Source organism: Streptomyces sp. NBC_00846 (assembly GCF_045207325.1).
GTDB lineage: Bacteria > Actinomycetota > Actinomycetes > Streptomycetales > Streptomycetaceae > Streptomyces.
Window position 1 is genome coordinate 4,776,134 of sequence record NZ_CP108846.1, and the last position, 26,008, is coordinate 4,802,141.

Here is a 26,008-nt window from a genome sequence, read left to right on the forward strand (position 1 = left end):
GCCGTGGCACGTACCGGTCGCATATACGTGACCGACGTCGGGAACCACCACTGCCGGGCAAGCGTCGATGAGTGGTGTTCCCCACATCTCTCTTGGATGTGGAACGGAGGACCCCTTCCATGGGTTCTAGGAACATTGACGGGTTCGCCGGTCGACGGCGGTTCCGCCCGGGGATTTTGGGGATTCGGCAACGTATGGAGAAGCGTGTGATGACGGGAAGCAAGCGGCGCAAAGGCCTGATGGCCGCGTCCGCACTGCTCGGCGGAGTGCTGGTGCTCACCGCCTGCAACGACGGCGACGCGAGCGGCAGCAGCGCCGACAGCTCGAAGAAGTCGCAGACGGCCGAGGTCGACAAGGCCGCCGCCCAGGACGCGTCGGACGCGCAGATATCCATCGCGCCGAAGAACGGTGCGACCAACGCGAGCATCAACAATGACGCCAAGGTCACCGTGGCCAAGGGCACACTGTCCGAGGTCACCATGACCACGGCGGCCGGAGCGCCCGTCAAGGGCTCGCTCGCCGCCGACGGCACGAGCTGGCAGCCCGACGTCCAGCTGGAGCGCTCGACCACGTACAAGATCAGCGCGACGGCCAAGGACTCCAAGGGCCGCGAGGCGCACGAGAACGGCTCCTTCACCACGGTGTCGCCCGCCAACAGCTTCATCGGCAACTTCACGCCCGAGGACGGCTCCACCGTCGGCGTCGGCATGCCGGTCTCGATCAACTTCAACAAGCCGATCACGGACAGGAAGGCCGTCCAGGACGGCATCACCGTGACGTCGAGCAGCGGCCAGGAGGTCGTCGGCCACTGGTTCAACGCGCAGCGCCTCGACCTGCGCCCCGAGAGCTACTGGCAGGGCGGTTCCACCGTCACGCTGAAGCTGGCGCTGGACGGCGTCGAGGGCGCGAACGGTGTCTTCGGTGTGCAGCAGAAGACGGTCACCTTCAAGGTCGGCCGCAACCAGGTCTCGACGGTCGACGCGAACACGAAGATGATGACCGTCACCCAGAACGGCAAGACGATCAAGACCATCCCGATCTCTTCCGGTTCCTCCGCCAACCCCACGTACAACGGGCAGATGGTGATCTCCGAGAAGTTCAAGGAGACCCGGATGAACGGCGCGACGGTCGGCTTTACCGACGGCGACGGCAAGGGCGAGTACGACATCAAGGACGTGCCGCACGCCATGCGGCTGTCCACCTCGGGCACCTTCATCCACGGCAACTACTGGGGCGCACGGTCGATCTTCGGCAGCGCCAACACCAGCCACGGCTGTGTCGGCCTCCCCGACGTGAAGGGCGCGGGCGACGCCAACCAGCCCGGCGCCTGGTTCTACAACAACTCCCTCGTCGGCGACGTGGTCATCGTCAAGAACTCCCCGGACCGGACCATCACCCCCGACAACGGCCTCAACGGCTGGAACATGAGCTGGGCCGACTGGAAGGCGGGCTCCCAGGCCTGACCCGACCCCACGCGTCCACCCCGGCGCAGCCCGAATCCCGTACGAAGGCGGCGGCACCCGGATCCCCACGGATCCGCGGTGGCGCCGCCTTCGGCGTACGCAAGAGTTCTCATCCGGCTCTCATCGTGGCCTTAACAGGCCATCACGACCCGTCCGTAGCCTCGCGCCATGTTCTTCACCTACCTCCGGCGCGAGCTGCGCCGCCGCAGAAAGGCGGCGCAGGCGGGCCGCCGAGGCACTGGACTCCGTCGGACTCGGCGAACGGCTCGGGCATCTGCCCGGCGAGATGTCCGGGGGCCAGCAGCAGCGGGTGGCGGTCGCGCGCGCCCTGGTCAAGCAGCCGAAGGTGCTCCTCGCCGACGAACCCACCGGCAACCTCGACGAGTCGATGCGCGACGAGGTCATGGAGGTGCTGGAGACCATGTGGAAGGAGCACGGCCTGACGTTCATCATGGTCACGCACGACAGCGCCATCGCCCGGCGGGCGCCCCGGCTGGCGACCATCCGCAGGGGCAGGGTCACGATCACGGAGAACGCGGCGGCCTGAGAGCGGCCGAGGTCGTTGCCGGAGGCCGGACGGTGCGGCAGGCGTCCGGCCGCCGGTGACCGGCTCGGAGGCGGCCGGCTCAGAGGTGGCCGGCGGCGGCGTTCCGGTGGGCCGCGAGGTCGCTGTGGCGGACCTGGCGCAGGCCCACCGGATCGGTGTGCCCGCTGGTCCAGAAGGTGCTGAGGGGGAGGGCGCCGGGTCCGGCGAGGTACGAGCGCAGTACGTACCAGGGCTGCAACGGCACCCGGCACAGCCCGTACAGCCAGCGCCGCACCAGTTGGCGGGGCCCCGGGCGCCCGGCGTCGGGCAGCCCGATCACCCGAATCCCCATGATCAGCTTGCCCGCGCCGCCCCCGACGACGGCCGTCAGGACCACCTGATTGAGGAACGAGAACGCGAGCGCCGGGCCGATCAGCAGACCGGCGGCCTCGGGAACGGTGGCCGTGTCCACGTACGGCCGGGCCAGTAACCCCGAGGTGACCAGGCAGAGGTAGCAGTCGAGCGCGACGGCGAGATAGCGGCGCATGTCGCCCGCACGCGGCGGGACGCGGGGCGCGGCGCGCTGCCCGGGGACGGGCGGGAGAGCGGGGTGGGTGTACGGGCCCGCAGGTCCGGGGCGCCCGTACTCCGACGGCGGCGGCCCGCCCGGTGAAGCCGGCCGGGAACCGCTCCGGGTACGCCTGTGGCCCCGCGACGTCGTCATGACGGCATCATGTCTGATTACCCGTCACGGTGTGGCCAGGTCCGCGCACCCGGAATCATTCGCCCGGGCCCGCGTACCCGGCTCCGCCCCGTACGCCGTACTGCCCTGTACGCCGTACCGCCCCGTACGCCGTACGCGTCAGCACGATCCGAACGGCCACAACCGGTAGGGCGCATCCAGCCGGTACTCGCCGCCCCGCGTCACCGTGAGCCGCGTCCACTCGCCGTCCTGCCGTACGCATCCGCCGCCGTCGGCCCGCAGCCACGGCGAGTAGGCGATCCGTACCGTCACCGACCCGGCGGCGGGCATCCGTACCACCACGGAGGCGTCGTCCCCGCGTACGACGGCGCCCGGGGCGGAGACCAGCGGGACGGCGCCCTGCACCCGGTAGATCCGCCAGTCCGCGTCGTGCCACACCGGCTCCAGCCAGTCCGTGCCGCGCCGGACGAGGTCCGCCTCCGCCTCGGCCGGCCCGTCCGGCCTGCCGTTGTGCAGCACCACGAGGCCCACACCCCACCGGTCCAGCCAGGCGCGGTACGCGGCCGGGGCCGGCGTCGTCCTCCCGTAGAACAGCCGCCCGCGCTCCACGTCGAGCTGACGGTTCCAGCCGCGCGCCATGTTCACGTGCGGGGCGAGCACGGCCGCCTCCCGGTGATTGCGGGCCGGTACGACCTCCACCCGGGTCCGTTCGGCACCGAGCCTGCGCAGTTCGGCGACCACGCCGTCGGTGTGGGCCGCCCAGGCGGGCACGGTGGTGGAGACCCGCAGATCGTCATCGGTCTTGTCGACCAGCCAGCCGGTGTTGTACGCGAGCATCCCGACCAGCAGGACGGCCCGCACCCGCAGCAGCCACCCGCCCCGCGCCCACCCCGCCAGGACGGCCAGTGCCGCCGCGAGGAGCACGGGTGGGCCGGCCAGCCCCACCAGCCGCTCCACGTTCGTCCCGATGGGCGAGGGGATCAGGAAGGTCAGGACGACACCGGCCCCGTACACCAGGCTCGCGAACCGGACCACCCGCCAGCCGCCCTCGCGCGGCGCCCCGAGCCACAAGGCCGCGCAGGCGGCCAACGGCACCCACAACTTCCCCATGGCCATCGGCTGTTCGCCCGTGAAGGGGAACAACAGGGTCGTCGCCGCGACCACCACGAACGGCGGCACGAGGAGCGCCGCCGCCCGCCGCCACTGCCGGTCGAGCCCGTACGCCCCACCCGCCACCACGAGGAACAGTCCCGCCACCGGACTCGCCGCCGTCGCCAGCGCCGTACAGCCCGCGGCGACGCCCGGCCGGTGCCGTACGTACAGCAGCGCGACCAGCCCGATCGCCACGCCCAGCGCGAACGTCGTACGCCCGGACGCGACATTGCACCAGAGCACCAACGACCCCAGCACCGACACCGCGGCCGGCCACCGCACCCCGGCCCGCACACAGAGCCGCCCCAGTGCCCACGATGCGCCGAGCCCGGCGGCGACGGTGACGGCCCGCACTCCGAACACCGCCATGAGCGGTGGCGCCAGCAGGCTGTAGTTGGCGGTGTGCATCCCGCCGTACCAGGAGAGGTTGTACGCGGACCCGGGATGCCGGGACGCGAACCCGGCCCAGGCGAACTGCGCCGACAGATCACCGCCGCCGGTGGCCAGCGCCAGCGCCCACAGGACGTACAACGGCACGACGACCAGCACCGCGACGCCCGGAACCCGCCACCGCGCGGCGTCCGTACCCGTACCCGTACCCGTACCCGTGGCCGCCGGTCGCGGACCGGCGCCGGACCGCTCGCTTCCCGGCTCGCCCGTCCGCCCGCGCGCCGCCGTTCTCTCGGTGGTCCCCATCCCGCAGACCCTAACGGGGCCGTCCGTACCCGCACGAGGGTGGAGCCGGCTACACCACGGATCCGGGGGCCCGGCCCCTCGTGGCGGCGGATACCGGCGTTGAGGATGGACTCAGCGCAAGACGCCGCAAGGAAAGCCGCAAGACACCGCAAGACAAGCCGCGGTACACGCCGCAACACACCGCCCCGACCCTGGAGGTTTCCGTGAAAGCCCTGCTCTGGATCGTGCTGTGCGCGGCGATCGCCGCGAACGTCTTCCTGAACTTCCTCGTGGAGGACAACGGCCTGAACATCGCTCTGAGTGTCGTCTCCGGAGTGGTCGTCCTCGCGTCCGGAGTGGGGCTGTGGATGCTGCGCCGTACGGACGTGCAGCCATAAAGCCGTACGGGCGTGCAGCCATAAAGTGGTCCATTGTGCGGACACGTAGACGATCTTCCGGGGCCACTGGGACAATCGAAGTGCCACACCGGTTCGGTACGTCGCTTTCGTGAGCCGCAGCGCGCGCGGTCCGGGCGACGCCCTCAATGGAGAGGGGGACCGCTGGTGCCCCAGGACGAGGGCACCTATGCGCGCGATGGGCACTCACGGAAGGTCTTGATCAGATGCGTGTCATTGAGCCGCTGTACGCGGAGATTCTCCGCCGCAACCAGGGTGAGAACGAATTCCACCAGGCGGTACGGGAGGTCCTGGAAACCCTCGGCCCGGTCCTTGAACAGCGGCCTGAATTCGTCGACGCCCGGATCATCGAGCGGGTCTGCGAGCCGGAGCGCCAGCTCATCTTCCGCGTGCCGTGGTCGGACGACTCCGGCGACATCCACGTGAACCGCGGCTTCCGGGTCGAGTTCAACAGCTCGCTCGGACCGTACAAGGGCGGGCTGCGCTTCCACCCCTCGGTCAACCTCGGCATCGTGAAGTTCCTCGGCTTCGAGCAGATCTTCAAGAACGCCCTCACCGGCATGCCCATCGGCGGCGGCAAGGGCGGCGCGGACTTCGATCCGAAGGGCCGCTCCGACGCCGAGATCATGCGGTTCTGCCAGTCGTTCATGACCGAACTCCACCGCCACCTCGGCGAGTACACCGACGTCCCCGCCGGTGACGTCGGCGTCGGTGGCCGCGAGATCGGCTACCTGTTCGGCCAGTACAAGCGGATCACCAACCGTTACGAGTCCGGCGTCCTCACCGGAAAGGGCCTGGGCTGGGGCGGCGCCCTGGTGCGCACCGAGGCGACCGGGTACGGCTGTGTGCTCTTCACCGCCGAGATGCTCCGCAGCCGGGGCGAGTCCCTCGACGAGCAGCGCATCTCCGTATCGGGCTCGGGCAATGTCGCGATCTACGCGATCGAGAAGGCCCAGCAGCTCGGCGCGACCGTGGTGACCTGCTCCGACTCCAACGGCTACGTCGTCGACGAGAAGGGCATTGACCTCGCCCTCCTCAAGGAGATCAAGGAGGCCGGCCGCGGCCGGGTCTCGGACTACGCGGAGCGCCGCGGCAAGCACGCCACGTACGTCCCCGGCACCGGTGTCTGGAACGTCCCCGTCGACGTGGCCCTGCCCTGCGCCACCCAGAACGAACTGCACGAGGCCGACGCCCTGGCCCTCGTACGCAACGGCGTGAAGGCGGTCGCCGAGGGCGCCAACATGCCCACGACTCCGGAGGCCGTACGCGTCCTCCAGGAGGCGGGCGTCGCCTTCGCCCCCGGCAAGGCGGCCAACGCGGGCGGCGTGGCCACCAGCGCCCTGGAGATGCAGCAGAACGCCTCCCGCGACTCCTGGACGTTCGCCCACACCGAGGAGCGCCTCGCGGAGATCATGCGGCACATCCACGACTCCTGCCACACCACCGCGGAACGCTACGGCAGCCCCGGCAACTACGTGGTCGGCGCCAACATCGCCGGCTTCGAACTGGTCGCGGACGCGATGCTGGCGCAGGGTCTCATCTGACCCGTCCGACAGTGTCAGTGACGGCCTCGGCCCGGCCACGGAAACGTGGCCGGGCCGAGGCCGTCACCGGTCGCACCGGGCGGTCCCGCCTTGTGGCCCCTCTACCGGTCGACGGCCTTGGGGACGAGGTCGTCGGCGACCAGGCCCGCAAGTACGGCCTGGCCCAGGGCGTGCACAGCGGACCGGGGGCGAACCATCACAGTGAACTCCTTGACCCGGCCAACCCCGTCGAACCGGAGCAGGTCGATGCCGTGGATCTGCTCGCCGTTCACGGAGGCGCGGAGGAGCAGGATCGCCGACGGAGATTCTCCGCCGTCGGTACTGGTCTCGGCCGTGCCCTCGAAGTGTCCGATGCAGCGGAAGTCCTCGAAGGTGCGCAGCAGGACGCCGAAGAGTCCCAGCACCATGGGCTTGCCCTCGAAGGGCGTGAACTTCACGGGGCCGCAGAGGCGAATGTCCTCGGTGAACAGGTAGTCCAGTGCCGCGAGTTCGCCCTTCTCCACGGCAGCGCGGAAGCGTTCGGCAGCCTCCATGGCCCCTCCCGATACTCAAGGATAGAGTTCCTCCGCCGGGGCGAGCGGATCGGGCCGTACCTGACCTGCCTGCGCGGCCTGGCCTTTGAGCAGGAGCACCAGGACTGGTGCCTGCGAATCGCAGCCGTCCTCTGGGAGAGGCAGTCGACATGCCGAACGGTGAATACCTGCGCTACGTCGCCTTGGGCGACAGCCAGACCGAAGGGCTCGGCGACGGGGACGATGCCGTCGGCCTACGCGGCTTTGCCGACCGGCTCGCCGACCACCTCGCGGCCGTCAACCCGGGGCTTCGGTACGCCAACCTTGCGGTACGAGGCCGTGTCGCCGGCCAGGTCCGCACTGAACAGCTGGGGCCCGCCCTGGCCCTGCGGCCCGACCTGGCCACCGTCGTCACCGGGGTCAACGACCTGCTCCGGCCCCGGTTCGACGCCGTAGAGGTGGCCGGGCACCTGGAAGAGATGTTCGCCGCGCTCACGGCAGCCGGGACCCACGTCGTGACGCTGACCTTTCCCGACGTAGGGAAGATCGTGCCCCTTGCCCGGCCGATCAGGTCCCGCGTGTTCGACCTCAATACCCGCATCCGCGCTGCGGCCACCCGTCACGGGGTCGCGGTCGCCGAAACCGGCCGGCAGGCCGTCGCCACCGATCCACGGCTGTGGAGTGCGGACCGACTCCACGCCAGCCCCCTCGGTCACGAGCGGATCGCCGCAGCCGTCGCCCAAGCCATCCACCTGCCCGGAAGCGACGACGCCTGGACGCTCCCCCTGCCGCCACAGAGGGTCCCCACGGGCCGGCGAGCCGCAGGAGCCGAACTGCGCTGGGCGGCCGCATTTCTCGGCCCCTGGCTCGGACGCCGTTTGCGCGGTCAGTCCTCCGGCGACGGCCGCACCGCGAAACGCCCCCAGCTCCTGCCCCTGAGTGCCACGCCCGACTCCGCGGAGGACACCGGTCAACGGGAATCTTCGTAGCGACAGCATCGGCCCCGGGCGGTCTCCTCTCTTCCCGACGGACTCCCGAGCAAGCGCCACCACCGCTACCGGTCCGCGATCACGTCACCGCACCGGCCAGGAACCCAACACTCACGTCAGGCAGCCGGCATTGCGGGGCGCGGCGCGCGGCGCCGAAAGGTCTCCGCCAGGACCGTGTTCACGACCACCACGCCCCCGAAGACCACCGCTGCCACCGGATGCCCCACCGCGTGGACCGCGTACACACCACCACCGAGGACCACGGCCTTGACCAGGAGAACCCCCACGAGAGGCGGTCGGAAACGGGCGCGCGGGGCGGCGAACAGCCCCCAGAACACGACGGCCGCGCCGGGCGCCCCGATCCCGAGCAGCAGCCGGGCGACCGTGCCGTCACCAGTGGCGAATCCCCACCGGCCGAGCGCGCCCAGCGCCGCCAATTCCACGAGAAACGCCACGCCTTCATTGACCATGAACCAGGGCCGCCCGTCCGGGGCGGCGGAAACGCCGTGGCCTTCGCTCGTCATCGGTGGGGAACTCCTCTTCCTCACGGGCGGGCGCCGAATGCCGGTGCCCCTGGAATCCCGCAGCAACTGATCATTCCTTGTCGTTCTGGGTGATGCTTCGATAGTTTGCAGTGAGAAACGATCAGGTCGTCTGATGGGGGGAGACACGTGTCGATCGCTGACGAGTGGCAACAGTCGAAGGCTGATGTCCTTGACGGCAACGTCAGCGGCACCGAAACGCGTCTGCTGTCCGCCCTGTCCGCCCTGTCCGCGAACCCTGCCACCGTCACCGCCCCCAGCGCTCCGCTGGGCCCGGCCGGGGGCGTCAACCACGACTTGATCAACTCGATGCTGGTGCAAGCGGTCAAGGAGAAGATCCCGAAGGGCCAGTGGTACCTGACGGAAACGGACACCGGGCAGTTCGGGAGTGTGCCGCAGAAGGGTGCGACGGGCTCGTACAACGACGGCCTCACCAGTGGCGTGAGCCGCACGGGGAAGGTCGCGGGCTGATGAGTCGACGACGGACGAAGTTCATTGCTGCGGGAGTTGCCGGACTGATCGTGGTGGCCGGGACGGTGGTGTTCGCCCTCCTGCGCGGAGAGGAACAGGAGCCGGAGCAGCAGAGCTTCTGCTGGGGCACTCTCTCAAGACGCGATGTGTCCGCGCTCAGCGTGCAGCCGCTGGAGCGGTACGCCTCGGAGGAACGCCGCCTGAACGACGCCGGGCTGTCCTACTGCCAGGTGTGGGGCGGCTCGGGCAGCGCGGCCGCGATGCGCGAGGAGTTCACCCTCGACATCAACAACATGCCCCCTGAAACGAGCGTATGGCGGACGGCCGACGAAGTCGCCGCCGAGTCCCTGTTCCGCGCGCCGATCGCCGGGGTGGCCGGCTGGGTCAATAGGAGGTACGCCGGGGTACTGCTTCCCTCCGGCTGTGCCGGGGCACTGGGCAAGGGTGCTGCACCGTATCTGCAGATCAAGGCGGTGAACGATCAGGAGGAGCGTTGGCAGGACGGCACCCTCCAGAAGCGGATGACCGAAGTCCTCATGAAGGCCGGATCAACCCTGACCAAGCAACTGGGGTGCTCTGACCGCGCGTTCGCCGCTCCGGAGGATGCTCCTCGGCTGCTCGAACCACGGGCGCTCACCCCCGGCAAGGCGTGCGGCCTTCCCGGGTTCACCCCTCTCAGGACGACCGGCACCACCTTCCAGGAATACGTGACCCCGGGAGACTTCCGCCTGTGGAGCTGCTCGATCGGCCTCGAAGGCGATACTCACGGCACCGTGAATTTCACCGTCACCCAGGACCCCCGATTGATCGGCCTCTCCAGCGTCCGGTCCGAGTCGCTGAGCCACCCGGGCGAGGCGCTTGTCACTTGCGGAGGCAAACCGACCCTCCTGCAAATGGGTACGCCTGGCAACACAGCGGAGAAGGAGCCCGGGGCGGAAGCGTTGCGTCCCGACAAGGAGCGGTTCGAGGGCTTCACCGGTGCCGTCACTCGGGCGGCAGGTTGCAGCTGAACCTGGGCGAGAGGACGGTGAAGTCCGCCCTGGACAGGCAGGTGTTGAGACAACCAACGGAGAGGGCGAGAGTGTCCCGTCGGCATCAGGCGATCGAGGCGGCAGTGGAAACGCGCCTGAGATTGCCTGGGTCCGGCATTGCCGGGCCCCGCCAGGTCCGGCGACCATGCGGGCATCTCCGGAGCGGGCGTTACCCACGTTCCGGACCGCACCTCATCAGAGAATGGAGCGCCCCTCATGGCATGGGTGGTCGGAGCGAACGTGCTCATGGGTCTGCTGTTGATCGCATTGGGGCTGGTGACGCTCCGAACAGGGTGGATCCTGCCCACGGCGCGCCGCCACGTCACCAGACCTCAGCTCCACGGCCTCGGTACCCTGCTGACGGGTACGTCCCTTGTTCTTCAGGGCCTCTTCTACTTCCGAATCCTGCCGAGCGTCTCCTGGGAGATCCGGTTCTTCGGCGGAAACGCCTTCCTGTTCGCTGGTCTCTTCTTGATTATTGCCGGCCAGCTGATGGCGCACCGCCGCAGCCCGCACCCGGACCCACACCGATCCCTCAGGAGCTTCCGCTCGATCGCGAGCCGTATGAGCCCTCGTGAAGACGGTGCCGGCGTGGACCGGCCCGGACCCGCTGACGACGCGTGACTACGGGCGAGACCATTCCAAAAGGTCGCGCTACCTCTCGGAGGCTGTGCTGTTGCTGTTGTTGTCCGCGCCCATACCGGCGTGCGCTGCCATCGACTTCACTCCGGCGTCTTGATCAACACAGAGTTTGACACGACGGGAGGTGGCGACGGCAACTGAACATAGCCCGTTTCGGGGTCTGTTGTCTTCTTCGCCGTTTGGTACGTATCGCTGTTCATCAACAGCACGGAAACAGTGCGCTCGGACCCTGGTGTCGTCGTGCTGAGATTCGCGTCGTAGGGGTAATCGCCCGGTCCCTGATTCAGGTCGTTCCGCAGCGTGTAGTGCACGTGCGGGGCGGCGGCCGTACCGGAAACTTTCCGCACCACCCAGGCAAGGTGGTCACCGGGTGCGAGGTCGCAGGACACTGTGGCGACCACATGCGCCACCGAATGATTTGGCTTCCCGTTCAGCTTGAGAACGACATCTTTGCTCGACTTGCCGCAGTCGGATGAGGAACCAGCCGACGGGCCCGGCATATTGCGCGGCGAGGCGGAAACACTCGGCTGTGATGAATCCGAGTCGCCGAACTGTTCCAGGAGATCTTTCCAGATCCCCAGGGACTGCCCCACCACGCCGGCGACGAGCGCGACAAAGGTGAACACACCGGTGGCCCTCCTTACCCAACGGCCACCCACCTCGTCGGCGCCTCTCACTGGCGTTCGCCGCCGACGGAGATGGGTGCGGTTTCCGCCTAAACCTGGGTTCCGCTGTCGCCTCGCCATACTGTTGGCTTCCCCTTCCCGGGTTGAGGTCAACGCGGATCGTGAACTTTCGTTCCGTCGTCCGCCGAGGAACCGCGGTCAGCGGTCGGCCCGTTGGTCGATGCCCGCGTCCTCGGGGGGCCCTGGGGCGTCCAGGACGGAGGCCTCCACCTCGCCGACGCCCCACCCGTACGCCAGTTTGTGCACCTCCAGCACGAAGAAGGAGTCCGTGGCGACGATCCCGTCGATCAGGTGGAGGCGCCGCGTCATCAGGTCGGTGAAGTGATCGGTGTCCCGGCAGATCACCTCGGCCATGACGTCGAACCGACCTGCCGTCATGATCACGTACGCGGTCTCGGGGAGCTCCCGCAGCGCCCGGCAGACCAGCTGGGCCATGCCGGGCCGCACCCGGACGCCGATCATCGCCATGCGGTCGAAACCGATGGTCAGCGGGTTGGCGATGCCGACGATCTGCAGGATGCCGGCATCCTGCAACCGCTGCACCCGGTAGCGGACGGAGGAGGCCGGGATGCCCACGTCCGAGGAGATCAGACTGTAGGCGCGGCGTCCGTCGGTCTGCAGGATGGCGATGATGCGCCGGTCGATGTCGTCGAGCGGGCTCGCGGGTGACATACGGCTGCTCCGGAGGTCGCGTCCGGCGGACTGTCCCGGACGGTGGCCGCCCCCTTGATCCAGGAGCGGCCACCGGGTCCGGTCGGTGCAGGGTACGGAGCCCCTGCGGGCGCCCCGGTCACAGGCCCGTTCAGATGCTCATGACACCCGTACGCAAGTCGGACATGTCGAGCAGGGTGTGCTTGCCGCCGATGCGGCCCCAGCCGGTGCCGCGGCTGCCCGCCCCGCCGAACGGCATGTTGATGTCCCAGAAGCACGTGCTGTCGTTGACCACGACCTGACCGACGGCCATCTCCTCGACGAACCGGTACGCGGCACCCATGCTCCGGGTGAACACCGCGCCCTGGAGGCCGAGCTTGTCGTCGTTGGCGATCCGCAGCAGCTCGTCGTCGGAGCCGCCGGTGATGATCGGGACGACCGGGCCGAAGGACTCCTCGCGGGAGAGCAGGCTGTCCTCGGGTACGCCGTCCACCACGGTGAACTCGTAGTAGAGGCCGGTCGGCTGCCCGGCGCGGCGCTGCCCACCGAGCAGGATCTGCGCGCCGTGCTCCCGCGCGTCCGCCATGTGCCGGTCCATCTTGGCCGCGACACCCTCGTTGTTGAGCGGGCCGAGGTTCGTCGCCGCGTCGAACGGGTCACCGAGCACGACGTCCTCGGCGGCACGGAGTACGGCCGCCACGAAGTCGTCGTGCGCGTCGGCGTGGACGACCACCCGCTCCGTGGCACAGCACACCTGCCCGGAACACAGGTACGCGCCGTACACCGCGGCGCGGGCCGCCGCGTCCAGGTCGGCGTCGGCGAGCACCACCAGCGGGCCGTTGCCCGAGCACTCCATGATGGAGCGCTTGAGGCCGGCGGCGGCCGCGATCTTCGCGCCGGTCGCCGAGGAGCCGATGAAGCCGATGGCGTCGATGCCGGGATGGCGCACCAGCATGTCCCCGGCCGTGCCCTCGCCGGGCAGGATGTTGACCAGACCCGCGGGAACCCCCGCCTCGACCATCGCCTCCATGGCCTTCAGTACGGTCAGCGGCGTGTTCGACGGCGGCTTGACGACGTGCGCGTTTCCGGTGGCCAGACCGGGGGCGACGAACTCGGCGAGCATCAGCAGCGGGAAGTTCCAGGGCGTGATGATGCCCCAGGTGCCGACGGGCCGGTAGAACGTCCACATCCGCTTGGTGCTGTCGGTGGACGGCATCGTCTCGCCGTGCAGGCGCACCGCGTCCTCGGCGTGCAGATGGAACAGCTGCGCCGCCTCCTCGATGTCGGCGACCGACTCGGCGAGCGGCTTGCCCTGCTCCAGCGTCTGCAGGCGGGCCAGCTCCTCCACCCGGGCGGACAGCGCGTCGCCGACGCGGTGACAGATCTCCGCGCGCTTCCAGACGTTGACCTTCGCCCAGGCCGCCTGCGCCTCGTTGGCGGCCTTCACGGCGGCGTCGAGGTCTGTGGCGGTGGGGAGCGGGACCGTACCGATGTGCGCGCCGGTGGCCGGGCTGATGACGTCGTAGGTCTCGGTACCGGTGCCGTCGGCGTAGCCGCCGTTGATGAAGAACGGGTGCACGGCAGACATGGGTGCCCTTCTGGTCTGGCGCCGGGAGGGCGCGAGGGAAGTGACGCACCTCACCATCGGTTGGGCAATCGAAGGGTGTCAATGGGTCTGAATCAACAATCTAAAGGCTGATCTCCTGCTGAATGAGCAGGTTCAATCCATTGACATGGCGAAATCGTCAGCTCTACGGTGCGTGGCTCATAGGCTGTCGCTCTTCGTCCGAAGCTCCACGCGCTCTGCCTCTGCTTGCGGCCCGATGCTCTCTTTCCGAAGCTCCTCGCGCGCTGTCTGAAGCTCTCTCGTTCTCCGCCTGAAGCCCCCGCTCTCCCTCTGAAGGGGACACCCATGTCCGAGCAACCTGCCCTTGCCAAGAAGATGCGCTGGTACGACGGGTTCGCGATGTCGCTGACCATGCCGGCGGCGCTGATCGCATCGCTGGGGGCCTCCATCGGAGGGCTCGGCGCATGGGGCGCGATCGTCCTGTGGACGGTGTCGATGGTGCTGGCCACCGCCACCAACTGGATCTACACCGAGATGGCCGCGATGTTCCCCGAGTCGTCGGGCGGTATCGCGCACTACGCCACCGAGGGCTGGCGCAGCCGGATCCCTGCCGTCGGCGCCCTGGCCGGCATCGGCTACTGGCTTCCCTGGACCACCGCGCTGTCGGTGTACGCGGGCATCATCGGCTCCCTGGTGCAGGCGCAGTGGTTCCCCGGTCAGAACTGGACGCTCGACCTCGGCGTGGCGGAGCTGAGCCTGCCGATCGTGGTGGGTCTGGTCGTCATGGCGCTGCTGTACGGGGCGGCGATGTACGGCCTGCACGCGGCGATGTGGGTGGTCTACGTGACCGGCGGGGTGCTGCTGATCCCGCTCGCCGTCTTCATCGTGGGACCGTTCCTCACCGGTGACTGGAGCACGGCCGGGCTGCACTGGAACCTGCACGGCATGAGCGGACTCCGCGAGGCCCTGGTGTGGCTGTACATCATGGCCTGGACCTCGTTCGGCGTGGAGGTGTGCGCGACCTTCGCCCCCGAGTACAAGGAGACCGTGCGGGACACCTCCCGGGCGCTGCGCGCGGGCGTGCTGTTCTGCCTCGGCATCTTCATCCTGCTGCCGCTGGCGCTCTCCGGTTACGTCGGGGAGAAGACCATCGGCGACGACCCGACCGCGTTCTACGTCGGGGCCTTCCACAACCTGGTCGGCGGGGCCGCCGACCTGATGATCGTCTTCCTCATCGCCTCGCTGCTGCTCATCATGATCACCGGCCTGGCCGACGGCTCACGCGTGCTGTACAGCATGGGACGGCAGGGCGTCACGGTCCGTCAGGTCGGCGTGCTCAACCGGCGCGGCGTACCGGCCCGCGCGCTCACCGTCGCGCTGCTGCTCAACGTGGTCGTGCTGGTGGTCCTCAAGACCCCGCTGGCGATCATCGTCACCGGCAACCTGGGCTACATCCTCACCCACATCCTGGCGATCTCCGGCTTCGCCCTGCTCCGCCGGGACCGGCCCGACCTGGCGCGTCCGATCCGGCTCCCGAACTTCTTCGTGCCGCTGGCCTGGGTCCTGACCGCACTGCTCGGCGTCATCCTGGTCGTCGGCGCCACCGGCTTCGCGATCACCGGCTACGGCGGATACAAGGAACTCGCCATCGCGCTCGGCGTGATGGTCGCATCGGTCCTGCTGTGGGAGTACCGCCGCCGCGTCCAGGACCGCGATGCTCCGGCACCCGCCGACGGATCCGCGGCCGACGACGAGACGGCGGAAACCCCCCGCGTCTGAGCCGGCCGGTGCCTGAACGCGCCGGCAGGGGAAGCGACCGGCGCGCCCTGGAGACTTACCCCTCCGGCCGGCACCCCGCGAAAGCGGTAGTTGTCACCGGACAGGCACGCTACTCGTCACCAGGGGAGCACCGACGAGAGGTCAGGAGCGAAGACAGGGCTCATTCGCCGTCGGCCCGAGCCACCCCGATCGGGCAGGAGACCCCCGTCCCGCCGATCCCGCAGTACCCGTTGACGTTGCGGTCAAGATACTGCTGGTGATACGCCTCGGCCGGCCAGAACGTGCGGCCCTGCGCCGGGAGGATCTCCGTGGTGATCTCGCCGTAGCCGGAGCCCGTGAGGACCTTCTGGTAGGCCTCGCGGGAGGCTGCCACGGACGCTGCCTGCTCGGGGGAGTGGGTGTAGATCGCCGAGCGGTACTGCGTGCCCACGTCGTTGCCCTGGCGGAAGCCCTGGGTCGGGTCGTGGGACTCCCAGAACAGCTTCAGCAGCTTGGCGTACGAGACGGTCTTCGGGTCGAAGACCACGCGGACCGCTTCCGTGTGGCCGGTCAGGCCCGAGCAGACCTCTTCGTACGTGGGGTTCTCCGTGGAGCCGCCCTGGTAGCCGACGAGCGTCGTCCAGACGCCGTCCGTCTGCCAGAACTTGCGCTCGGCGCCCCAGAAACAGCCCAGCGCGAAGTCCGCGACCTCCAGACCCTCCGGGTACGGGCCCAGCAGCGGGTTACCGAGGACCGTGTGGCGGGACGGGACGGTGAATTCGGGGGTGGGGCGGCCCTTCAGGGCCTCCTCGGGGGTGGGGAGCTGGGGGGTACGGCGTTGCAGGAACATGCGGGGGCTCCTCCGAGGGCTGGGTTTTCCGGTCCGTACAACGCGCCGGGGGCGCCGGAGATTCCGGCGCCCCCGGCGCGTACGCGACGGTCAGTCGCCGTTCGCGCCCACGACCTGCATGGCGCTGTAGTCGCGGCACCGGACGTAGAAATTCTTCGGATTCCCGAAGTACGACCACGGGGTGCTGTCGTCGACGGGGCCGTCGATTGAGCGGAACTGCTCCACCGCCGCCTCGTACCGGTCCTGCCAGTACAGCGTCCAGGCGAGCAGGTGGCGGGCCCGGACGATCCGCCGGTCCTCGAGGTCGGCCGCCGCGGCGGCCGCCACGTCGACCAGGCAGGTGTCGACGGCGGCGATCAGCTCCGGGCTCTTGTAGTACACATCCGCGTGCGTGTTCCGGTCGGCCCGCTCCTGCTTGAACGCGGCGTACAGCGGAAGCAGCGAGAGCAGCCGGCCGGGGCTGCTCTGCCGCGCCGCCTCGCGTGCGAGGTACTCGGCCTGCCTGTACGAGCCGGCCCACCGGTAGCACCAGTACCGGAGCACCGCGTCGTGGGCCGCGAGGTAGGGCGCGTCGCGCACGACGATCTTCGCCCACAGGGCACGGCACTCGTTCTGCTCGTAGCCGAGGCCGAGGGCACAGGGAATCTCGGCGATGTACGGACACGGGTCGTCGCCCGCCAGGGCCTGGGCCTCGTGGCATGCCTCGCGGGCCCTGGCCATCACCTGGCGGAAGACGGAGGACTGCTCCCATGTGGGCTGCTGCGTCGGATTCGTACCGTGCACCTCCGCCGCGACGCCGATCAACGCGCCGGCGTGCACGAGGGCCGCGCCCGCGTCCTTGGGCCGCGCGGCGCGCCAGGCCAGCAGCCAGGCGTCGTCGGCCGCGGCCTCGTCCTGGAGGACGGCGGCGCGCCGGTATCGCTCCTGCCAGTCCCGGCCCGCTTCGTAGAGGAAGGCGGCGCCCGCCCGCCAGTCGCCGGAACGGACGGCGCAGCGGATCTCCTCGTCGCGCGTGCCGGGAGTGCTCTCGGCGGTCCGCGGCGGTTTCTTCCGCACTTTCGTCTTCTTCCACACCGTCCGGAGGTACTCGCACAGAGCGGCGGCCGACTGGAGCAGCCGGGGCGCCAGGGAGGGTTCCGGTCCGGTTCGGAGAGGGGTACGGCGGTCAGGCGTGAGCAGCGCGCGCAGCGGCTTCGTGTCCGGGGCATCCGCCACCGCCGCGTCCAACGCCGATGAGAGCAACTCCGCGTGGCCTCGCGGGAGTTCCAGTGAGGCGTCGTCGTCGGTCCAGGGCAGCCGCCAGCGGGCACGCCCCTGCCGTACGTACTCGCCCTCGGCCAGTTGCCGCAGCCCCACGCGCAGTCCGGGCCTGGCGAACTCGCGGGCCACACGACCGGTCGCCTCCCGGGCCTCGTCGGACGTGTGGAGCCGGTCGGCGATCTGCCACTGTGCGCCCGCGTCGATCGCGTCGAGCGCGTCGGTCACCGAGCCGTCGCCGCCGGTCACCCCGGCGACCGCCGTCCTGAACTTTTGCGCCGACCACTTTCCGTATGTCGATATCGACTCGTGCACCAGGTCCGGCCAGTCGACCCGGCGCAGCCGCAGCATCTCCGGTGTCAGCACCTGCTCCTCGACAGCGGCCAGCGTGCGCTCGGTGTCGACGAGCAGGCCCAGGGCCGGCTCCACGGGCTCCGACGCGGGCCCGTTGTCCGGCATCGCCTCTATCCGGGCGATGCGTTCCGTGATCCACGGATCCGCGTAAGAGGCGTCCACTTCGGACGGCAGGGAGTTGCGCAACTCGTCCAGCTCGTCCCTGCGCGCGGCCAGCACATGCCGTAGACCGCCGAGGACCTGGCCGGGCGGGGGCAGCATCCCGGCCTTCACACCGAGCATGGCGTACTTCTCCATGTAGTCCTCGTGCGTGTCGTGGAGGACCTGGATCTCGAGCAGTGCGCACGCGCTCACGTCACGGCCCGCGATCCTCGCCGCGGCGGCATCGGCCGCGAACTCCGCGCGGTGGGTGCCGGACATCGTGACGCGCGTGGAGAAGCTCCTGTACCTCTGGTACAGCGCCGCCAACACGCGGTGCGGGGCACCGGCGTGGTCCGGGTCGATCTTCTTGGCCTTCCTGCCCTTGGCGCGCGCCTTCGCGGCCTTCTTCTCCTGGCGTTCCCGCTCCCTGGCGACGGCCTTGTCCGCCTGCTCCCGGAAGTGGGCGACGGCGCGGGCGGTCCGGTCCTGGCCGCGTGTGATGACCGCGACGAGTCGGGTTTCGGAATTGGCGTAGCGGCTCATCTCGTACGCGAGCACGAAACGCAGCTGGGCCTCGGACATTCCGGCCATCAGAGGCAGCCCGACGAGGAGCCGGCGTCGGCCGGCGACCAGGCCGAGGAGCCTGGTGTCCTCGACGGCCGAGGCGCTCACCTGGTCTGTGAGCACGATGTCATCGGGTGCGCGGGTGCCGACCCGGTCGGCGAGGTCGCGGACCATGGCCCAGAGCCGGGGCTGCCGGGTGTCGTCGACACGCAGTCCGCGCACGTCGTTGTTGTCCGGCGTGCGCGGCATGAACATGCTGCGCACGATCGGGAGCGCCGGCACAAAGGTGCGGGCGAGAACCATCACGGCGATGGGCGTCCACGTCCAGCGGAACGCGGCCCAGTCAACGACGCAGAGGATGGCGAGCAGGAGGAAGCCCAGCACGTAGAAGCCGGTGAGAAGAGCAACGGTGCGCAGGGCACGCAGAGTTGGGCTCATCGGACGGATTCCCCCATGGGGACGGGAAAGGTGGTGGTGGTCGTGGTGCGCGTGGGGAATCGGAGTATGTCGTCCCGCGGGTGGGCGCGGCAACGCGATATGGGGGCAGCCCGGGACCGGGGCCGCGTCACCCCCGGCCATCGCCTGGGGACGGGTACCGCGCCACTCCCCAGTTCATCGCCCGCGGAACGGGTGCCGGGATACTGCCCCGGTGATGTCACCGGTCCGCCGCCGGGTCGCTGCTCCGGCGATGTCACCGGTCCGCCGCCGGGCAGTCGTCCGTCGCCAAGGCAGTGGGCCCGGCAGCGCATCGACGGCAGGCGCCGGGCGCCGCGGCTCACGACTACCGCGGCAGCGTCGCCGGGCTGCCGCCGTTCGCCTCGTAGCCGGCGACGGCGAGGGCCCGGTAGACCGTGTATTCGGCGGCCGGGTCGGGGCTCTGGGTCCACGGCAGGGCGCCCACGTGGCCGTCGATGTGGACGAACTGGTTCATCGCCTCCGACCAGCGCTCCATCCGGACGAGGAAGAGGACCAGCAGATGCCGGACGTGGGCGAGCATCGGGTCGTCCGTACGGGCCGCGTGCACCGCGAACAGGGCGCCCTCGACCGCCTTCGTCACCACCGCGCCGCGGTAGAAGCCCTGTACGAGATTGACCTCGGGCAGATGCTCGTACACCGCGAAGAGCGGCAGCGCGGCCAGCAGGGAGCCCTGCGGGGCGCGGGCGGCGGCCGTGGTGGCGAAGCGGTCGGCCGCCTCGCGGGAGCCGTGCCACTTCTCGCACCAGTAGTGCAGCGCGGCGATGTGCGCGCCCATGTGGGCCGGGGCCCGGTCGATCACCTTCGCCCAGAGCCGGTCGAACTCCTCGTGGGAGTAGCCGAGTCCGCGGGAGACGGCCAGTTCGACGATGTACGGGACCGGGTCGCCGGGCGCCAGCAGTGCCGCCTCGCCGCAGACCGTGCGGGCCTCCTCCAGGATGATCCGGAAGTCGTCCGTCCCCGCGGTCGAGGAGCGCCACGCCTGCTGCACCAGGAACTCGGCGTGCACCGCCGCGCCGCCCGCGTCCTTCGGCGCCTCGGCCCGCCACGCGCGCAGCCACGCACCGCCGACGCCGGGCTGCTGCGCCAGCTCCAGCGAGGCGGCCCCGGCGAACGCCTGCACCCGCTGCCACCGCACCTCGCCCTCCTTGGGCGTACCGGCCAGCAACTGCGAGGCCGCCCGCCAGTCCTGGGAGCGCTGCACGACGTCGAGCACATCGAGGAGATCCTGGTCCGGGCCCGGCAGCCGGATGTCCAGCTCCTCCTGGCGGGCGAAGCCGTACGTATCCGGGTCGGCGGCGTCCGGCGAACCGGGCAGGACCTGGCGGATACCGCCGCGGCGGCGCAGCACGAAGGGGCCGACGACGGCGGCGAGCATGCACAGCGCGAGCAGGAACCAGAGAATCTCCATGCCCCCATTGTCACCGGACGGCCCGGTAGTCCGGTGGGCGCCCTCGTAACGAACTACGCTCGGGCCCCATGAGTGACCAGCAGAGTTTCGAGACTCTCGCGATCCACGCGGGAAATACCGCCGATCCCCTCACCGGCGCCGTCGTTCCGCCCATCTACCAGGTGTCCACGTACAAGCAGGACGGCGTGGGCGGGCTGCGGGGTGGCTACGAGTACAGCCGCAGCGCCAACCCGACCCGTACCGCACTGGAGGACAACCTCGCGGCTCTGGAGGGCGGCCGTCGCGGGCTCGCCTTCGCCTCCGGACTCGCCGCCGAGGACTGCCTGCTCCGTACGCTGCTCAGCCCCGGCGACCACGTGGTCATCCCGAACGACGCCTACGGCGGCACGTTCCGGCTGTTCGCGAAGGTCGTCTCGCGGTGGGGCGTGGACTTCTCCGTCGCCGACACCTCGGACGTGGCGTCGGTACGGGCGGCGATCACCCCGCGCACCAAGGCGATCTGGGTGGAGACCCCGTCCAACCCGCTGCTCGGCATCACCGACATCGCCGCGATCGCCGGAGTGGCCCGCGCGGCGGGTGTGCGGCTGGTCGTCGACAATACTTTCGCCAGCCCCTACCTCCAGCAGCCCCTCGCCCTGGGGGCCGACGTGGTGGTGCATTCCACCACCAAGTACATGGGTGGCCACTCGGACGTCGTCGGCGGTGCGCTGATCGTCAACGACCCGGAGTTGGCCGAGGAGTTGGCGTACCACCAGAACGCGATGGGCGCGGTAGCCGGACCGTTCGACGCCTGGCTGGTGCTGCGCGGCATCAAGACCCTCGCGGTCCGCATGGACCGGCACAGCGAGAACGCGACCAAGATCGCCGATCTGCTGACCCGGCACCCCAAGGTCACCCAGGTCCTCTACCCGGGGCTGCCCGAGCACCCGGGCCACGAGATCGCCGCCAAGCAGATGAAGGCCTTCGGCGGCATGGTGTCCTTCCGGGTCGTGGGCGGCGAGGAGGCGGCGGTCCACGTCTGCAACCGGGCGAAGCTGTTCACCCTTGGTGAGTCGCTGGGTGGCGTCGAGTCGCTCGTGGAGCATCCGGGCCGCATGACGCACGCCTCGACGGCGGGGTCCGCGCTGGAGGTGCCGGCCGACCTCGTCCGGCTCTCCGTCGGCATCGAGTCCGTCGACGACCTGATCGCGGATCTGACGCAGGCGCTCGGATAGGGCCTGCCCGGCGGATCGGGGCCACGCGCCACCGGCAGGCCCCGGCCCGCTCGTCGTCCGGCGATGCGTCCGGCGATGTCCGGACCCGTTCGCACGGCACGTCGGGCGCGCGGCACGTCGGGATCAAAGATCCAGGATCGGGCTCAGGTCTTCTCGTCGTCCAGCGATGCCCGGATCTGTTCGCGCAGTTCCGGGCTGTCGGTGTGCTCGTGGACGGAGACCGCGTGTTCCGCCGCGGCCCGTACGACTTCCTCTTCCTCACCCGAGATGGTGAGTGAGCAGTTCGTGACGCTCGGATACTTGCGGCAGTCGGCGACTTTCCTGGTCATCACAGCCTCCTCGGCCGGTTCCCATGGCGTCCCGTTCCAGGGCTCCAGGATAGTTCGACGGGTCACCCGGTACCTGCCCTCACCAGCCGTCCAGCGGCGGCGTCGTCTCGGCGGGCGGCACCTGCCACGGCTGGGCCGTCACCGCCCACACCGTGAACGCGACCACCGCGGCGCACGTCAGCAGCAGCATCAGCCGGCCGGTGAAGCGCCGCCGGCGCAGCAGGCGGGCGCCGCGTTCGGCCGCCCGCTGTGCGAGCTCGGCGGGGACCTGCGGGTGCGGACCGTCCAGCATGTGCCGGACCTCGTCCTCCCCGCCGCGGCTCATGGCGCGGCCTCCATGGGCCGATGCCACCCGCGCCGCGCCGTGGGGCGGCGGGTGCCGCGCATCGTGGCCACCGAGCGGTTGCAGATCGCCCGGATCCGGTCCACCGGAAGCCCCAGCAGCGCCGCGGCCTGCTCCTCCGCGACCCCTTCGTACAGCCGGAGCACGAGGACGAGGCGTTCCTGCGGGGTCAGCCGGTCCAGCGGACCGCCGCGCGGCCGGTGGTGGCGCCAGACCTCGTGGGCGAACCGGACGGCCAGCTCCCGCCGGGTGCGGTCGTACGGGTCCTCGCCGTGCAGCCGTTCCCATTGTGCGTACGTGTGTGCAAGCGCGGCCGTGAGCATCCGCTGGGCCCGGGGATTCGCCCCGGGCGGCAGCAGGGGTTCGGCGGTGAGCAGCGTGGCCGTGTGCAGCAGTCGGCCGGCCGCGCCCGCCACGAAGGTCTCGAACTCCTTGGCGCGGCGCCGCTCCCGGCCCGCTTGGCGCTCTCGCACAGTCCTCATCCGAGCCTTCGCGGGGGCTCCCGGTCAAGAGGCGTGCGCGCGGCGGCCCGTTCAGCGGCGCCGGGCGTGGCCGGATCCCGCCGTCCCGCTCATTCGGTCCGGGGAGCGTGGTGCGAGGTCTGCCGGGCGGCCAGTGCCGTGTTGAACCGGGTGAGCAGCGTGCAGAACGTCTCGCGCTCCTCGGATGTCCAGTCGTCCGTCACCTGCGTCATGAGTTCGCGGCGGGAGGCGCGGACCTCGTCCAGTCGTGCCTGGCCGCGCGGCGACAGCTGGAGCACGACGGCCCGGCCGTCCTCCGGGTGCGAGGTGCGCTTGACCAGGCCGGTGTCGACGAGCGGTGCGACCTGCCGGGTCACGGTCGAGGAGTCGATTCCCATGCCCGCGGCCAGTGCCTTGACGCCCATCGGGCCTTCCCGGTCCAGCCGGTTGAGCAGCAGGTAGGCGGCACGGTCCATGGAATTGCGCACCTGGCCGACAGCGCCGAGGCGGGTCTGCTCGGCACGGCGGGCGAATACCGCGACCTGGTGCTGCAGCGCATCGAGGACGTGGTCGGAACCCGTGGATTCGGGGGTCGCGCCCCCGGAAGGAGACGCAGCTGTCGTCATGTCCTGAGGGGGCATGGCCGGGGGCTCTCTTCGTGCGGTGTCGGATGGGTGGGGGACAGAGTACGCGGCCTCGGTGCGACGCGTACCAGCGCTGCACAAACCTGTGGACAACGGGACGGGCGCAGGTCGGCGAGGCGTCCGGCACCTTGCCGAGCTGCAAGACTTGCCGTATGAACTTCTCGGCGACCGGCTCTTTTCCCCCGCTGATTCTCGATGACGTCCTCGGGGCGCAGAAGATGCTCTCCGGTGTCGCCAGGGTGACCGCCATGGAGGGCAGCCGCCACCTGACGGAACTTGTCGGCGCGCCGGTCCACTTCAAGTGCGAGAACCTGCAGCGGACCGGTTCGTTCAAACTGCGTGGTGCGTACGTACGGATCGCCGGGCTGTCCCCGGTGGAACGGGCGGCCGGAGTCGTGGCCGCGAGCGCCGGAAACCATGCGCAGGGTGTCGCACTCGCGTCTGCGTTGCTCGGCGTACGGTCGACGGTCTTCATGCCGGTCGGGGCACCGCTGCCGAAGGTGGCCGCCACCCGCCAGTACGGGGCGCAGGTCCGGCTGCACGGCCATGTCGTCGACGAGACGCTGGCCGCCGCCCAGGAGTACGCGCAGGAGACCGGCGCGGTTTTCATCCACCCCTTCGACCACCCGGACATCATCGCGGGACAGGGCACGGTGGGCCTGGAGATCCTCGAACAGTGCCCCGAGGTGCGCACCATCGTCGTCGGGATCGGCGGCGGCGGTCTCGCCGCGGGCATTGCGGTGGCGGTCAAGGCGATCCGGCCCGATGTGCGGATCGTCGGCGTGCAGGCGGCGGGCGCGGCCTGCTATCCGCCGTCGCTGGCCGCGGGGCATCCGGTGTCGATCGGCTCGCTGAACACGATGGCGGACGGCATCAAGGTGGGACGCCCCGGTGATGTGCCGTTCGGCCTGGTGAAGGACCTCGTCGACGAGGTCCGTACGGTCTCCGAGGATGAGCTGTCCAGTGCGCTGCTGCTCTGTCTGGAGCGGGCGAAGCTGGTGGTGGAACCGGCCGGCGTGAGCCCGGTCGCGGCGTTGCTGAGCGATCCGAAGTCGTTCCGCGGGCCGGTGGTCGCGCTGCTGTCGGGCGGCAACGTGGACCCGTTGCTGATGCAGCGCATCCTGACGCACGGCATGGTCGCGGCCGGCCGCTATCTGAGCCTGCGGCTGCGGCTGACCGACCGCCCCGGCGCGCTGGCCACGCTGCTGGCCGTGCTCTCGGTCGTGGACGCCAACGTGCTCGACATCGGCCATGTGCGGACCGACCCGCGGCTCGGGCTCACCGAGGTCGAGGTGGAGCTGCAGCTGGAGACGAAGGGCCCGGAGCACTGTGAGGAGGTCTCGACGGCGCTGCGCGACGCGGGCTACCTCGTGATGAGCTGACCCTTGTGTGTCGCGATGTATCGCGACATGATGCCTGCCCCGCCGCCCGGTGGCCGCGCGTGTTCACCGGATGTATTCGCCGGGCGCGGAAAGACCGTCAATCCTAGGATCTGTTGAGGAAGTCACCCCGAACGCGGTGGGGGAATCCCGTATGCCAGGCGCCATCCATGCCGAAGGCCTGGTGAAGACCTTCGGCGACGTAAGAGCACTCGGCGGTGTCGATCTCGATGTGCCGGAAGGCACCGTTCTCGGACTTCTCGGCCCCAACGGCGCAGGCAAGACGACGGCCGTGCGCGTCCTCACGACCCTGCTCAGGCCCGACAGCGGCAGGGCCGTCGTGGCGGGCATCGACGTACTGAAGAAACCCGATGAGGTACGCCGCTCGATCGGCCTCTGCGGCCAGTTCGCCGCCGTCGACGAGTATCTGACCGGCCGCGAGAACCTGCAGATGGTCGGTCAGCTCTACCAGATGAGCAAGCGGGACGCGAAGGCCAGGGCGGGGGAGCTGCTGGAGCGGTTCGACCTCGTCGACGCGGCCGACCGTACGGCCAAGACGTACTCCGGAGGCATGCGCCGCCGCCTCGACCTGGCGGCGGCGCTGGTCGTCTCCCCGCCGGTCATGTTCATGGACGAGCCGACCACGGGCCTCGACCCGCGCAACCGGCAGCAGCTCTGGGAGGTCATCGAGGACCTCGTCGCGGGCGGTACGACGCTGCTGCTGACCACGCAGTACCTGGAGGAGGCCGACCATCTCGCCCACGAGATCTGTGTGATCGACCACGGCCTGGTCATCGCCCGCGGCACCTGCGACCAGCTCAAGGCCCGTACCGGCGGCGAGCGCGTCGAGGCCGTGGTGCACCAGCGCGATCGGATCGACTCGGCCCGGGGCGTCCTCGCCCGCCTCGGCAAGGGCGAGGTCACCGTCGTCGAGCACATGCGCAAGCTGACCGTCCCGGTCTCCGGCGGAGCCAGGCTGCTGGCCGAGATCATCCGCGATCTCGACGCCCGCGGCGTGGAGATCGACGACATCGGACTGCGCCGCCCCACCCTCGACGACGTCTTCCTCTCCCTCACCGGACACGCCGCCGAGGCGGAGACCAGCGGCGGGAACGGGACCGGGGCGGGCACGGCCGGCAAGGCCGCGCCGGCCGGTACGGAGCCGGCCAAGTGAGCGCCGTCACCGGAACCACCCCAGCGCCACCGTCCGGGCCTGCCGGGTGCTCTTCGGCAACCCGGCGTGTCGCCGTCGGATGCCT

At 70.1% G+C, this 26,008-nt stretch carries 26 protein-coding genes and 1 pseudogene; 13 read left to right on the forward strand and 14 right to left on the reverse strand.

The window, feature by feature from the left end; genetic code table 11:
• The first annotated feature begins 194 nt into the window (after positions 1-194).
• Both OG936_RS22145 and OG936_RS22150 read left to right on the forward strand, forming a co-directional pair.
• Positions 195-1,463, forward strand: coding sequence for an Ig-like domain-containing protein (locus OG936_RS22145; protein ID WP_406496880.1), 1,269 nt, complete (start codon positions 195-197; stop codon positions 1,461-1,463).
• 61 nt (positions 1,464-1,524) lie between these two features.
• A complete protein-coding gene (locus tag OG936_RS22150; protein WP_406500554.1) occupies positions 1,525-2,010 on the forward strand; it encodes an ABC transporter ATP-binding protein in 486 nt (161 codons plus the stop codon).
• Between the two features lie 79 nt (positions 2,011-2,089).
• Here OG936_RS22150 and OG936_RS22155 read toward each other — a convergent pair whose 3' ends face one another.
• Together OG936_RS22155 and OG936_RS22160 are read right to left on the reverse strand one after the other, a co-directional pair.
• Entirely contained in the window at positions 2,090-2,713 is a 624-nt protein-coding gene (locus OG936_RS22155) for an RDD family protein (RefSeq protein WP_406496881.1), read from the reverse strand.
• Between the two features lie 138 nt (positions 2,714-2,851).
• A complete protein-coding gene (locus OG936_RS22160; protein ID WP_406496882.1) occupies positions 2,852-4,540 on the reverse strand; it encodes a glycosyltransferase family 87 protein in 1,689 nt (562 codons plus the stop codon).
• A gap of 203 nt (positions 4,541-4,743) precedes the next feature.
• On the opposite strand from OG936_RS22160, the gene OG936_RS22165 reads away from it, so the two are divergent.
• Together OG936_RS22165 and gdhA are read left to right on the forward strand one after the other, a co-directional pair.
• Positions 4,744-4,917, forward strand: a complete 174-nt coding sequence (locus OG936_RS22165; protein WP_383752818.1) for a hypothetical protein — start codon at positions 4,744-4,746, stop codon at positions 4,915-4,917.
• A 224-nt stretch (positions 4,918-5,141) separates the two neighbouring features.
• Complete coding sequence (gene gdhA, locus OG936_RS22170; protein ID WP_406496884.1) at positions 5,142-6,479, forward strand: NADP-specific glutamate dehydrogenase; 1,338 nt, start codon at positions 5,142-5,144, stop codon at positions 6,477-6,479.
• A gap of 101 nt (positions 6,480-6,580) precedes the next feature.
• On the opposite strand, the gene OG936_RS22175 is transcribed toward gdhA, so the two are convergent.
• Positions 6,581-7,012: a nuclear transport factor 2 family protein gene (locus tag OG936_RS22175; protein WP_406496886.1), complete on the reverse strand. Its 432-nt coding sequence runs from the start codon at positions 7,010-7,012 to the stop codon at positions 6,581-6,583.
• Between the two features lie 24 nt (positions 7,013-7,036).
• Between OG936_RS22175 and OG936_RS22180 the strand changes: the two are divergent.
• Positions 7,037-7,162: pseudogene (locus tag OG936_RS22180) on the forward strand (PadR family transcriptional regulator); the annotation flags it as partial.
• Positions 7,162-7,980: an SGNH/GDSL hydrolase family protein gene (locus OG936_RS22185; RefSeq protein ID WP_406496888.1), complete on the forward strand. Its 819-nt coding sequence runs from the start codon at positions 7,162-7,164 to the stop codon at positions 7,978-7,980. The pseudogene OG936_RS22180 and the gene OG936_RS22185, both read left to right, overlap by 1 nt.
• 116 nt (positions 7,981-8,096) lie before the next feature.
• Here OG936_RS22185 and OG936_RS22190 read toward each other — a convergent pair whose 3' ends face one another.
• Entirely contained in the window at positions 8,097-8,504 is a 408-nt protein-coding gene (locus OG936_RS22190; protein ID WP_406496889.1) for a YrdB family protein, read from the reverse strand.
• A gap of 147 nt (positions 8,505-8,651) precedes the next feature.
• Here OG936_RS22190 and OG936_RS22195 point away from each other — a divergent pair, with 147 nt between their 5' ends.
• The 3 genes from OG936_RS22195 to OG936_RS22205 all read left to right on the forward strand — a co-directional run bounded on the left by OG936_RS22195 (position 8,652) and on the right by OG936_RS22205 (position 10,648).
• Positions 8,652-8,993 carry a hypothetical protein gene (locus OG936_RS22195; protein ID WP_406496891.1) on the forward strand — a complete coding sequence of 114 codons (342 nt, stop codon included), beginning with the start codon at positions 8,652-8,654 and terminating at the stop codon, positions 8,991-8,993.
• The gene (locus tag OG936_RS22200) at positions 8,993-10,003 is read left to right on the forward strand and encodes a hypothetical protein (protein ID WP_406496892.1); all 1,011 of its coding nucleotides are present in this window, start codon (positions 8,993-8,995) and stop codon (positions 10,001-10,003) included. Before OG936_RS22195 ends, OG936_RS22200 begins: the two co-directional genes overlap by 1 nt.
• Before the next feature lie 237 nt (positions 10,004-10,240).
• The gene (locus tag OG936_RS22205) at positions 10,241-10,648 is read left to right on the forward strand and encodes a hypothetical protein (protein WP_406496894.1); all 408 of its coding nucleotides are present in this window, start codon (positions 10,241-10,243) and stop codon (positions 10,646-10,648) included.
• Between the two features lie 98 nt (positions 10,649-10,746).
• On the opposite strand, the gene OG936_RS22210 is transcribed toward OG936_RS22205, so the two are convergent.
• The 3 genes from OG936_RS22210 to OG936_RS22220 form a co-directional block, all read right to left on the reverse strand.
• The gene (locus OG936_RS22210; protein ID WP_266748165.1) at positions 10,747-11,292 is read right to left on the reverse strand and encodes a hypothetical protein; all 546 of its coding nucleotides are present in this window, start codon (positions 11,290-11,292) and stop codon (positions 10,747-10,749) included.
• A 198-nt stretch (positions 11,293-11,490) separates the two neighbouring features.
• Positions 11,491-12,024, reverse strand: coding sequence for an Lrp/AsnC family transcriptional regulator (locus OG936_RS22215; protein ID WP_406496896.1), 534 nt, complete (start codon positions 12,022-12,024; stop codon positions 11,491-11,493).
• Positions 12,025-12,154: 130 nt separating this feature from the next.
• Entirely contained in the window at positions 12,155-13,591 is a 1,437-nt protein-coding gene (locus OG936_RS22220; protein WP_383752792.1) for an aldehyde dehydrogenase family protein, read from the reverse strand.
• 324 nt (positions 13,592-13,915) lie between these two features.
• Between OG936_RS22220 and OG936_RS22225 the strand changes: the two genes are divergently transcribed.
• Complete coding sequence (locus OG936_RS22225) at positions 13,916-15,349, forward strand: APC family permease (RefSeq protein ID WP_406496898.1); 1,434 nt, start codon at positions 13,916-13,918, stop codon at positions 15,347-15,349.
• Positions 15,350-15,509: 160 nt separating this feature from the next.
• Here the strand turns inward: OG936_RS22225 and msrA are convergent, their stop codons facing one another.
• The 3 genes from msrA to OG936_RS22240 all read right to left on the reverse strand — a co-directional run bounded on the left by msrA (position 15,510) and on the right by OG936_RS22240 (position 20,379).
• Positions 15,510-16,178, reverse strand: a complete 669-nt coding sequence (gene msrA / locus OG936_RS22230; RefSeq protein ID WP_406496900.1) for a peptide-methionine (S)-S-oxide reductase MsrA — start codon at positions 16,176-16,178, stop codon at positions 15,510-15,512.
• Positions 16,179-16,268: 90 nt separating this feature from the next.
• On the reverse strand, positions 16,269-18,932 hold the full coding sequence (locus OG936_RS22235; protein WP_406496902.1) for a hypothetical protein: 2,664 nt from the start codon (positions 18,930-18,932) through the stop codon (positions 16,269-16,271).
• Between the two features lie 343 nt (positions 18,933-19,275).
• A complete protein-coding gene (locus tag OG936_RS22240; RefSeq protein ID WP_406496904.1) occupies positions 19,276-20,379 on the reverse strand; it encodes a hypothetical protein in 1,104 nt (367 codons plus the stop codon).
• Positions 20,380-20,447: 68 nt separating this feature from the next.
• Between OG936_RS22240 and OG936_RS22245 the strand changes: the two genes are divergently transcribed.
• Positions 20,448-21,593 (forward strand): cystathionine gamma-synthase, encoded by a 1,146-nt coding sequence (locus OG936_RS22245; protein WP_406496906.1) that lies wholly within the window; start codon positions 20,448-20,450, stop codon positions 21,591-21,593.
• A gap of 143 nt (positions 21,594-21,736) precedes the next feature.
• On the opposite strand, the gene OG936_RS22250 is transcribed toward OG936_RS22245, so the two are convergent.
• The 4 genes from OG936_RS22250 to OG936_RS22265 all read right to left on the reverse strand — a co-directional run bounded on the left by OG936_RS22250 (position 21,737) and on the right by OG936_RS22265 (position 23,367).
• Positions 21,737-21,922 carry a DUF1059 domain-containing protein gene (locus OG936_RS22250; RefSeq protein ID WP_266748176.1) on the reverse strand — a complete coding sequence of 62 codons (186 nt, stop codon included), beginning with the start codon at positions 21,920-21,922 and terminating at the stop codon, positions 21,737-21,739.
• 79 nt (positions 21,923-22,001) lie between these two features.
• Positions 22,002-22,247 carry a hypothetical protein gene (locus OG936_RS22255; protein ID WP_406496908.1) on the reverse strand — a complete coding sequence of 82 codons (246 nt, stop codon included), beginning with the start codon at positions 22,245-22,247 and terminating at the stop codon, positions 22,002-22,004.
• Positions 22,244-22,738 carry a sigma factor-like helix-turn-helix DNA-binding protein gene (locus tag OG936_RS22260; RefSeq protein WP_406500555.1) on the reverse strand — a complete coding sequence of 165 codons (495 nt, stop codon included), beginning with the start codon at positions 22,736-22,738 and terminating at the stop codon, positions 22,244-22,246. Before OG936_RS22260 ends, OG936_RS22255 begins: the two co-directional genes overlap by 4 nt.
• A 98-nt stretch (positions 22,739-22,836) precedes the next feature.
• Entirely contained in the window at positions 22,837-23,367 is a 531-nt protein-coding gene (locus OG936_RS22265; RefSeq protein ID WP_406496909.1) for a MarR family winged helix-turn-helix transcriptional regulator, read from the reverse strand.
• 155 nt (positions 23,368-23,522) lie between these two features.
• Here OG936_RS22265 and ilvA point away from each other — a divergent pair, with 155 nt between their 5' ends.
• A complete protein-coding gene (gene ilvA, locus OG936_RS22270) occupies positions 23,523-24,752 on the forward strand; it encodes a threonine ammonia-lyase (RefSeq protein WP_406496910.1) in 1,230 nt (409 codons plus the stop codon).
• A gap of 151 nt (positions 24,753-24,903) precedes the next feature.
• Positions 24,904-25,923 (forward strand): ATP-binding cassette domain-containing protein, encoded by a 1,020-nt coding sequence (locus tag OG936_RS22275; RefSeq protein WP_406496912.1) that lies wholly within the window; start codon positions 24,904-24,906, stop codon positions 25,921-25,923.
• Positions 25,924-26,008 lie beyond the last annotated feature (85 nt).

What these genes read in the sequence shown, in the direction of transcription:
- OG936_RS22145 (WP_406496880.1), top strand. Translation starts at nt 195, where the DNA reads ATGGAGAAGCGTGTGATGACGGGAAGCAAGCGGCGCAAAGGCCTGATG.
- OG936_RS22155 (WP_406496881.1), bottom strand. Translation starts at nt 2,713, where the DNA reads ATGACGACGTCGCGGGGCCACAGGCGTACCCGGAGCGGTTCCCGGCCG.
- OG936_RS22160 (WP_406496882.1), bottom strand. Translation starts at nt 4,540, where the DNA reads ATGGGGACCACCGAGAGAACGGCGGCGCGCGGGCGGACGGGCGAGCCG.
- gdhA (WP_406496884.1), top strand. Translation starts at nt 5,142, where the DNA reads ATGCGTGTCATTGAGCCGCTGTACGCGGAGATTCTCCGCCGCAACCAG.
- OG936_RS22175 (WP_406496886.1), bottom strand. Translation starts at nt 7,012, where the DNA reads ATGGAGGCTGCCGAACGCTTCCGCGCTGCCGTGGAGAAGGGCGAACTC.
- OG936_RS22185 (WP_406496888.1), top strand. Translation starts at nt 7,162, where the DNA reads ATGCCGAACGGTGAATACCTGCGCTACGTCGCCTTGGGCGACAGCCAG.
- OG936_RS22190 (WP_406496889.1), bottom strand. Translation starts at nt 8,504, where the DNA reads ATGACGAGCGAAGGCCACGGCGTTTCCGCCGCCCCGGACGGGCGGCCC.
- OG936_RS22200 (WP_406496892.1), top strand. Translation starts at nt 8,993, where the DNA reads ATGAGTCGACGACGGACGAAGTTCATTGCTGCGGGAGTTGCCGGACTG.
- OG936_RS22205 (WP_406496894.1), top strand. Translation starts at nt 10,241, where the DNA reads ATGGCATGGGTGGTCGGAGCGAACGTGCTCATGGGTCTGCTGTTGATC.
- OG936_RS22215 (WP_406496896.1), bottom strand. Translation starts at nt 12,024, where the DNA reads ATGTCACCCGCGAGCCCGCTCGACGACATCGACCGGCGCATCATCGCC.
- OG936_RS22220 (WP_383752792.1), bottom strand. Translation starts at nt 13,591, where the DNA reads ATGTCTGCCGTGCACCCGTTCTTCATCAACGGCGGCTACGCCGACGGC.
- OG936_RS22225 (WP_406496898.1), top strand. Translation starts at nt 13,916, where the DNA reads ATGTCCGAGCAACCTGCCCTTGCCAAGAAGATGCGCTGGTACGACGGG.
- msrA (WP_406496900.1), bottom strand. Translation starts at nt 16,178, where the DNA reads ATGTTCCTGCAACGCCGTACCCCCCAGCTCCCCACCCCCGAGGAGGCC.
- OG936_RS22235 (WP_406496902.1), bottom strand. Translation starts at nt 18,932, where the DNA reads ATGAGCCCAACTCTGCGTGCCCTGCGCACCGTTGCTCTTCTCACCGGC.
- OG936_RS22240 (WP_406496904.1), bottom strand. Translation starts at nt 20,379, where the DNA reads ATGGAGATTCTCTGGTTCCTGCTCGCGCTGTGCATGCTCGCCGCCGTC.
- OG936_RS22245 (WP_406496906.1), top strand. Translation starts at nt 20,448, where the DNA reads ATGAGTGACCAGCAGAGTTTCGAGACTCTCGCGATCCACGCGGGAAAT.
- OG936_RS22250 (WP_266748176.1), bottom strand. Translation starts at nt 21,922, where the DNA reads ATGACCAGGAAAGTCGCCGACTGCCGCAAGTATCCGAGCGTCACGAAC.
- OG936_RS22255 (WP_406496908.1), bottom strand. Translation starts at nt 22,247, where the DNA reads ATGAGCCGCGGCGGGGAGGACGAGGTCCGGCACATGCTGGACGGTCCG.
- OG936_RS22265 (WP_406496909.1), bottom strand. Translation starts at nt 23,367, where the DNA reads ATGCCCCCTCAGGACATGACGACAGCTGCGTCTCCTTCCGGGGGCGCG.
- ilvA (WP_406496910.1), top strand. Translation starts at nt 23,523, where the DNA reads ATGAACTTCTCGGCGACCGGCTCTTTTCCCCCGCTGATTCTCGATGAC.
- OG936_RS22275 (WP_406496912.1), top strand. Translation starts at nt 24,904, where the DNA reads ATGCCAGGCGCCATCCATGCCGAAGGCCTGGTGAAGACCTTCGGCGAC.